This window comes from Arcobacter arenosus (genome assembly GCF_005771535.1).
GTDB classification, from domain to species: domain Bacteria; phylum Campylobacterota; class Campylobacteria; order Campylobacterales; family Arcobacteraceae; genus Halarcobacter; species Halarcobacter arenosus.
Genome location: NZ_VANU01000012.1, coordinates 1 through 8,211 on the forward strand (window position 1 = coordinate 1; position 8,211 = coordinate 8,211).

8 protein-coding genes and 1 pseudogene are annotated in these 8,211 nt (G+C 30.7%); all 9 read left to right on the forward strand.

Translation table 11 applies throughout. From position 1 onward, the window contains the following. Nucleotides 1-208 (forward strand): annotated as a pseudogene (locus FDK22_RS15515) (hypothetical protein); the annotation flags it as partial. Nucleotides 209-563: 355 nt separating this feature from the next. After that, nucleotides 564-1,856: a 4-aminobutyrate--2-oxoglutarate transaminase gene (gene gabT, locus FDK22_RS15520; protein ID WP_138153907.1), complete on the forward strand. Its 1,293-nt coding sequence runs from the start codon at nucleotides 564-566 to the stop codon at nucleotides 1,854-1,856. Nucleotides 1,857-1,954: 98 nt separating this feature from the next. Further along, complete coding sequence (locus FDK22_RS15525) at nucleotides 1,955-2,977, forward strand: TRAP transporter substrate-binding protein (protein WP_138153908.1); 1,023 nt, start codon at nucleotides 1,955-1,957, stop codon at nucleotides 2,975-2,977. Between the two features lie 22 nt (nucleotides 2,978-2,999). Then, nucleotides 3,000-3,539, forward strand: coding sequence for a TRAP transporter small permease subunit (locus tag FDK22_RS15530; RefSeq protein WP_138153909.1), 540 nt, complete (start codon nucleotides 3,000-3,002; stop codon nucleotides 3,537-3,539). Continuing rightward, nucleotides 3,532-4,860: a TRAP transporter large permease gene (locus tag FDK22_RS15535; protein ID WP_228711740.1), complete on the forward strand. Its 1,329-nt coding sequence runs from the start codon at nucleotides 3,532-3,534 to the stop codon at nucleotides 4,858-4,860. The genes FDK22_RS15530 and FDK22_RS15535 overlap by 8 nt, the downstream gene beginning before the upstream one ends. Nucleotides 4,861-4,893: 33 nt before the next feature. Beyond that, nucleotides 4,894-6,027 carry an iron-containing alcohol dehydrogenase gene (locus tag FDK22_RS15540; protein WP_138153910.1) on the forward strand — a complete coding sequence of 378 codons (1,134 nt, stop codon included), beginning with the start codon at nucleotides 4,894-4,896 and terminating at the stop codon, nucleotides 6,025-6,027. An 11-nt stretch (nucleotides 6,028-6,038) separates the two neighbouring features. After that, the gene (locus FDK22_RS15545) at nucleotides 6,039-6,488 is read left to right on the forward strand and encodes a universal stress protein (RefSeq protein ID WP_171013019.1); all 450 of its coding nucleotides are present in this window, start codon (nucleotides 6,039-6,041) and stop codon (nucleotides 6,486-6,488) included. Between the two features lie 78 nt (nucleotides 6,489-6,566). Next, nucleotides 6,567-7,520, forward strand: coding sequence for a multidrug resistance efflux transporter family protein (locus FDK22_RS15550; RefSeq protein ID WP_171013020.1), 954 nt, complete (start codon nucleotides 6,567-6,569; stop codon nucleotides 7,518-7,520). A gap of 20 nt (nucleotides 7,521-7,540) precedes the next feature. Next, nucleotides 7,541-8,053, forward strand: coding sequence for a GNAT family N-acetyltransferase (locus FDK22_RS15555; RefSeq protein ID WP_212745015.1), 513 nt, complete (start codon nucleotides 7,541-7,543; stop codon nucleotides 8,051-8,053). The last annotated feature ends 158 nt before the right edge of the window (nucleotides 8,054-8,211 follow it).

The following is an 8,211-nucleotide window of genomic DNA, read 5'->3' on the forward strand; positions in this document are numbered from 1 at the left end:
CTCAGATTACATAAAAAACTACCATAACAATATTCTTAAAAGTATGAAAAGTTTATTAGCAGTTATGGGATTAAAGAATGTAAAAGAGTTAGATAAAGAGAAACTAATCTTCTTAGACAGAGACTCTATTATCCATGATGATATTGAAAGCGTTTTCGAAAGAAGAGTTTTTAACAATAAACAAACTAATAGTAGCCCATTAAACTAAGGGCTACTTTTAAACCCCTCAATTCTTAATTTTTCAAAAGTAACCACAACTGTCTATTATTTGGTACTTTGTATAGTTTTTAAACTATCAAAAAAAGCTTTTTTTTAAGCATTTTAAAAAGATAAAAAAAGTGTTTAAATGGTTACTTTTTCACTACTCTTTTCCGTAATAATTAAGTAACTGAATTGTTCGCATACAAAATTTAGAACATATAGTTAAGTAATTTTCATGAACTCTTTTATACAAAAGGCTTTATAAAAGTAGATATAAACTTTTGGATGAAAATGTATCATTTGAAAAATAAAAAAAGCACAAAAAGATAAATTTATTATAAGGGAAAGAAATGGTTACTCCTATGAAAAAAACGGTTAACAAAGATTTGCAAGAAAGAAAAAACAAAGTTTTTGCTAGAGGGCAAGGAAATGCTTATTCAAACTTTGTTAAAGAAGCTAAAAATGCAGAAGTATGGGATGTTGAAGGGAATAGATTTATTGACTTCGGTTCTGGAATCGCAGTGTGTAATACAGGACACTCACATCCAAAAATTATTGAAGCTGTAAAAAATCAAATTGAGAATTTTTCTCATACATGTGTTATGGTTAACCCATATGAAGTTGCTGTTGAATTAGCTGAAAAATTAACTGCCTTAGCTCCAGGGGAAAGTGAAAAGAAAGCTATTTTTGTAACAACTGGTGCTGAAGCTGTTGAAAACTGTGTAAAAATTGCTAGAGCTCATACAGGAAGAAGAGGTGTGATTGCATTTAATGGTGGTTTTCATGGTAGAACTAATATGACTATGGCTCTTACAGGGAAAACTATGCCTTATAAAAAAGGATTTGGACCATTTCCTGCTGAAATATATCACTTACCATATCCAACAAAACTTAATGGTACTAGCGTTAAAGATACTTTAACTGCATTAAAAAACCTATTTAAAGTTGATATTTTACCTGAAGATGTTGCTGCAATTATTATTGAACCAATTCAAGGTGAAGGTGGATTCTACCAAACTCCAGTAGAACTATTACAAGAGCTTAGAAGAATTTGTGATGAAAATGGAATTGTATTAATTATTGATGAGATTCAAACAGGATTTGCTAGAACAGGGAAAATGTTCAATATTGAATATGCTGGAATTGAACCAGATTTAATGACTATGGCAAAAGGTATAGCTGGTGGTTATCCATTATCAGCAGTAGTTGGAAAAGCTGAAATTATGGATTCTCCAATCCCTGGTGGATTAGGTGGAACATATGGTGGTTCTCCAGTTGGTTGTGCAGCAGGACTTGCAGTATTAGAGATTATTGAAGAGGAAGATTTAATCAATAGAGCAAATCAAATTGGAGATATTTTCAATAGAAGATTAAACGAATTAAAAGATAAATACCCAGCATTAATTTCAGATGTAAGAAATAAAGGGGCAATGATTGCTTTAGAACTTATGATTGATGGTGATATTGAAAATCCAAATGCAGAGCTTACAAAAGCAATCACTGCAAAAGCAGCAGAATATGGACTTATTCTTTTAGCTTGTGGATTTAATGCAAATGTAATTAGATTCTTACCTGCTTTAACTATGAGTGATGAAATAGTAAATGAAGGTATTGACAAATTCATCGATTTATTTGAAAGTTTAGTACAAAATTAATTTAAATTAAAACAGGGGGTGTATTTCTTAAAAAATAAGAAACTTGAGTTTGCCAATTTAGGGTTAATTAAAAAATAAATTTAGGAAAGGAAAACAAAATGAAATTATTTTCGAGTATAAAGAAAAGTTTAATGACAACATCTATTGTTGCATTATTAGGTATTATGGGACTTGTTGACACTGCATCTGCAGCACAAAACTGGAGGTTTTCAAACCTTTATGGAAGAGGAACAGCATTTGGTGATTTATATCAACAATTAGCTAAAGATATTGAAAAAAATACAAATGGTGAAGTAAAAGTTCAAGTTCTATTCTCAGGTGAAGGTGTTGGAACTTCAGGTCTTTTAGGTGCTACTAAATCTGGACTTATTACTATGGCAGCTCCATTTCAATCAATGCATGCTGGTGAGTTACCTGCAGGTGTAGTTGAAATTGGTTTACCAGGTGGTACAGCAGATACTGATGATTTATATAAACTTTTCCACGAAGATGGTTGGGATAAAATTCTTAAAAAAGCATACGGTTCTCAAGGTTTAGTATGGTTAGAGCCATATATTCAACCACCAGTATATATTATTACTAAAAAACCAATTGAATCAGTTGCTGATTTCCAAGGTTTAAAAATTAGAGCTCCAGGTGCATATGGTAAATTCTTAAGAAACTTAGGTGCTTCTCCTGTTTCATTAGCTTGGAGTGAAATCTATACAAGTTTAGCAACTGGTGTTATTGATGGTTCTATTGGTTCAAACATGATTGACCACAGAGATGGAAACCACGTTGAAGTTGCAAAATATATGTATAAATTACCATTAGCTGGTGCACAAGTTTTACCAATCGTTGTTAATAGAAATGCATGGAATAAATTAAGTGATGCAGCTAAAAAAGGTGTTTATGATGCAACTGTAGCTCATGCAAAAGCTCAATTAACTATGTCTAAAAAATGGGAATCTGAAGCAATTGCTCAAATGGAAGCAAAAGGTTTAAAATGGTCTCCAGAGCCTTCTGAAGCTGATAAAGCTGCATGGGCAAAAGCAGGTGCTGGTCTTTGGGATGAATATGCATCAAAAGACAAATACAGCAAAGAGTTAATTGATGTATTAAAAAACAGACAAGCTAAGTAATCTGGTATTAATAGGCTTTATTATGTTAAAAAAATTCCTACAAAAATTTTGCATTACAATCGATACGATTATAATGTTGTTAGGAAAGGGGGCATCATTTTTGATGCCCGTACTTGCCTTTATCGTGTCCTACGAAGTTGTTGCAAGATATTTATTTGATGCACCAACAATTTGGGCTTATGACTTATCCTTATTTCTATTTGGATATATAGCAGCTTTAGGAGGAGCTTATGCTCAACAAAAAAGATCTCATATTAATGTAGATATTTTATATTTATTAGTTTCTCCTAAGGTTAAAAACATCTTCAACATCATCTCTTTTTCACTAGGTGTGTTTTTCCTAGTTATTGTTTTTAAAATGGGTTTATTAAAGTTTAATGAGGCTTTAGAGTTTGATTATAGAAGACAAAGTGAATGGGCACCTGTAATGTGGCACTTCTGGCTAATGCTATGTGTTGCAAGTTCTGTGTTTGCCATTCAATTAATTAGAGATATTATTGAAGAGGGATATCACCTTTTTACAGGTTCTCCTTTACTTGAGAAGGATATGCAAAATGATTAGTGTTGAATTATTAACTGTTATTTTATTGTTTTTTATTTTAATCTTCTTTGCACTTGGTGCACCAGTAGGTTTAGCACTTGGTGGAATAGCAATGATGGTAGGTTATTATACTTGGGGAGATGGAATTTTTAATGTAATTCCAACAACCGTTGAAGCAACTTTTTTTAGTTTTATTTTATTAGCTATTCCATTATATATCTATATGGGACAACTTTTAACCCATTCTGGTATTGGTGATGCTATGTTTAAAGCTAGTCAGATGGTTATTGGTAGAATTAGAGGTTCTTTAGCTATTAGTGTTGTATTTATCTGCTCTATGATTGGAGCTATGGTTGGTATTATTGGAGCTGGTATTATGAGTTCTGGTAGTATTGCATTAAAACCTATGCTTGATGCTGGATATAATAAAAGACTAGCTCTTGGAACAATTATGGCTGGTGGAGCTTTAGGTATTTTAATTCCACCTAGTATTCCAATGATTATGTTTGCAGCTTCAACTCAAAACTCAGTAGGAAGAATGTTCCTTGGAGCTATGGTTCCTGCACTTATTACAATCATTTTACTTGTTACTTATATCATAGTTAGTTCTATTATTAAACCTGAGAATGCTCCATTATTAAGTGAAAACAATCCTGGTTTACCAAAACTAAAAGGGAAAGAAAAACTTAAAGTATTTAGAGATGGATTTTTATCTATTGGATTAATTTTTGTTGTTCTTGGAAGTATCATTAGTGGTATTGCTACTCCAACAGAATCAGGTGCTTTAGGTGTTGCAGGTGCTATTTTACTTGCAATATTCTTCAAAAGATTTAAACTTGAGATGATGAGAACAGTTGGACTTCAAACAGGTATTTTAGTAAGTGTTGCTATGTGGATTATTCTAGGTGCATCTGTATTTAGTAACTTCCACTTATTAATGGGTATTCAAGGGATGATCGCTGATTTTACTCATGGATTGGATTTACCTCCAATTATGATTATTATTATGTTCCAACTTATTATGCTTTTCCTTGGATTTATTATTGATGAATTTATTATTGTTCTTATGTGTGCACCATTATTTACACCTATTGCCGTAGCTTTAGGTTATGACCCAATTTGGTTTGGTGTTTTAATGATTATTAATATTTTAATTGCGGTACAAACACCTCCATATGGTTTTGCACTATTTTATTTAAAAGGTATTGCGCCACCAGAAGTAGGAATGGGTGAGATTTATAAATCAGTTACGCCATTTATTTTAGTTAATTTAACAGTTCTTATTATTTGTATGCTTTTCCCAGAGATTGTTCTTTGGCTTCCAAATAAAGTTATGGGCTAAAAATTAATTGAATAAATTTTAGGAAGGAAACAAATGGAATTTTCATATTTAAACCCTACTCAAATTGAGTTTGGTCAAGGTAAAATTAGTAGTATATCTTCACTGATTCCAAAAGATAATAAAGTATTATTTATATATGGCGGAGGAAGTATAAAAAGAAATGGAGTATATGATCAAGTAATTAACTCTTTAGAGGGATACAACTTTTTTGAATTTAGTGGAGTTGAACCAAACCCAACAAAAGAGACTCTTGATAAGGCAATAAAACTAGCAAAAGATGAAGATATTGATTTTATCTTAGCTGTTGGTGGGGGTTCTGTTATTGATGGAGCAAAATATGTTGCACACTCTTATTATTATGAAGGTGATGGATGGGATATTTTAGAAGGTAAATATATCTCAGAAAAAGCCTTACCTATAGGAGCAGTGGTAACTCTTGCTGCAACAGGAAGTGAATCAAATACAGGGTCAGTTATCACAAAAGCCCAAACAAAAGAAAAAAGATTCTTTAGATCGGTTCACTCTTTTCCAAAATTTGCTGTTATGGATCCTAGTGTATTAAAAAGTTTAGATGATAGACAAATTAAAAATGGTCTTGTGGATGCCTTTGTTCATACTTGTGAACAATATTTAACTTATAAACAAGGAAGGATAGCACAAGATAATTATGCTGAAGGTATTTTAAGAGGTCTTATCACTTTAGCTAATAGTGTTGATAACAGAGATGATTTATGGTATGCAAATCTTTTATGGTTAGCAAATCAGGCATTTAACGGTCTTATTGGTGCAGGGGTTACTCAAGATTGGGCTACACACTATATAGGACATGAACTTACTGGATTATATGGGATAGATCATGCAAGAACCCTTGCTATTATTCAACCAAATCTATTTAGAGTATTAAAAGAGCACAAGGCAGGGAAACTATTACAAATGGGTGAAAATGTATTTAGAATAGATACAACTGACCCAGATATTATTATCAATAAAATAGAAGAATTATATAAGTCATTAGATATTGACTTAAAAATTTCTGATTATACAGATGATAAAGAGGTAAAAGAAAAAGTTATCCCATTACTTATAAAACACGGTTTTAGTAAATTAGGTGAAAACCAAATTGTTGATACTAATATTGTGGAAAAAGTACTTGATAAATCAATGTAAAAGGACTAATGATGTTTAAAAAAATTTTGGTGCCACTTCATCTTGACTATACAGAAAACCATGAAAAACTTTTTGCTGGAGCATTAGAAGTTTTAAATGATGATGTGGGAAAACTATCTTTACTATATGTAAATGAAAATAGAGCACATGGTTCTGTTTATCCTATTTTAGATGAAGAAAATGAAAAGCATTATAATCATGATGCTTATATTGAGCTAAAAAAAATTGCACAAAAGCATAAACTTCCAGAGGATAAAATCTCTTTTAATATTAGAGATGGTTCTGCTCATAGAGAAATTCTTGAAGAAGCAAGAAGAATAAAAGCAGATGCAATTGTTATGATGGCAACAAAACCAGGACTTGGAAGCTATTTTATTAGTAGTACTCCTGAAAGAGTAATAAGACACGCAAATTGTTCAGTTTTTGTCATTAGACTTACTGATTATCAAAGTATAAAATAAAAACTTATACATAGTTTAAAGTTATAGGGAGAAGAACAATCTCTTTATAACTTTTTTAAAACATTTTTAGGATAAATATTGAACAAATTTAAAAAATATGAACACTCTCCCTCATTTTTACTTTTCATTGGATTATTATCCTCTTTATTTTTTACCGTAACTTTTTTAATAAATAGATCAATTTCCCTTGATGGAGGACACTGGTTTTATTCTGGTGGTTTAAGACTTGTATATGCAATTGCATTTTTTACTTTTGGATTTATAGTTTTTAAAGGGATGTCATATTTTAAATTAATTATCAAAGAATATTTAGGAAATTTTATATTTTGGACAGTAGCAGGTAGCATTGGATTTGGAGGTTTTTATTCTTTACTTTGTTATTCTGCTTCTTTTTCCCCTGCATGGATTGTAGCTACAACATGGCAAATTACAATAATTTCATCATTATTTGTATTGACTTTTTTTGGCAAAAAATTATCTAAAAAAATTTGGTTTTTTACCATATTTATTTTTACAGGAATCATTTTAGTAAATTTAAGCCATTTTGAAAGTAGTAATTTAGAAGCTCTTTTTTTAGGTTCAATTCCTGTATTTGTAGCATCATTTTGTTATCCAATTGGAAATCAAATGGTATGGGAAGAAAAGAAAAAAAGGAAAGAAAAAAAAGAAGACTTAGGTGTAATAAACAATAGCTTTGTAAAAGTGTTTTTACTTGTTCTAGGAAGTTTCCCATTTTGGATAATTCTTTACTTTTTATCTGATCCTGTAGCACCTAATACTTCTCAATATATTAGTGTTGCTATCATTACAATAATCTCAGGAATATTAGCTACTTCACTTTTTTTGTATGCGAGATCTCAAGCTACTACTTCAAGTACATTAATGATTGTAGATTCAACACAATCAAGTCAAGTTTTTTTTGCCCTAGGTGGAGAAATGCTTTTTTTAAATGCATCCTTGCCTAATACCCTAGGGTTGATTGGAATTGCAATAACTATTATTGGTTTAATTGCAATAACAAAAAGTAAATAGTTTTAGATAAGGATTATAAAGTGGGAAATCTAATTTCTACAAAAAATTCAGATTATGATTTACAAATTGCAACAAAAGAAGACGCACAATTAATTGTGACTTTTATGAAAAAACTTGGTAAATATCAAAAAATGGAAGATTTGATAACAGCAACACCTGAACGTATAAAGAGATTATTAGAAGAAAAATTAGGGGAAGCAGTTTTTGGTATTTATAAAAAAGAGATAGTTTCTTTTGCATATTTTCATCAAAAAAGTTCCGCTTTTTCTGGTCGAAAAGGACTTTATATTGATGCTTTTTTTATAGAAGATCATGTAAGGGGAAAAGGTTTAGGGGAAATAATGTTTCATTATCTTTCAAAGTATTCTGTAGATATAGGTTGTGAATACCTAGAATGGGGTTGTTTAGACTGGAACAAATCAGCAATAAAATTTTATGAAAAACAAGGAGCTTATTGTATAGATAATTTAAGACTCTATCGATTATCTCCTGATACATTATCTTTAAATTCTAAAAAATTTGTATCGAACTAAAATAATAAATATAAATTAAATTTAAAAAAAAAGGAAAATAAATGAGTACAATAGAAGTAACATCACCGTTTGATGGGAAAGTAGTAGGGAGTGTACCTTTTACAGATGTAGAAGGTGTTCAAAAAGCAATTGATACTGCTTATGAAAAATTCTTAGAT

Bases quoted from the DNA above. Each gene is read 5' to 3' on its own strand.
- gabT (WP_138153907.1), top strand. From the start codon at position 564: ATGAAAAAAACGGTTAACAAAGATTTGCAAGAAAGAAAAAACAAAGTT.
- FDK22_RS15525 (WP_138153908.1), top strand. From the start codon at position 1,955: ATGAAATTATTTTCGAGTATAAAGAAAAGTTTAATGACAACATCTATT.
- FDK22_RS15530 (WP_138153909.1), top strand. From the start codon at position 3,000: ATGTTAAAAAAATTCCTACAAAAATTTTGCATTACAATCGATACGATT.
- FDK22_RS15535 (WP_228711740.1), top strand. From the start codon at position 3,532: ATGATTAGTGTTGAATTATTAACTGTTATTTTATTGTTTTTTATTTTA.
- FDK22_RS15540 (WP_138153910.1), top strand. From the start codon at position 4,894: ATGGAATTTTCATATTTAAACCCTACTCAAATTGAGTTTGGTCAAGGT.
- FDK22_RS15545 (WP_171013019.1), top strand. From the start codon at position 6,039: ATGTTTAAAAAAATTTTGGTGCCACTTCATCTTGACTATACAGAAAAC.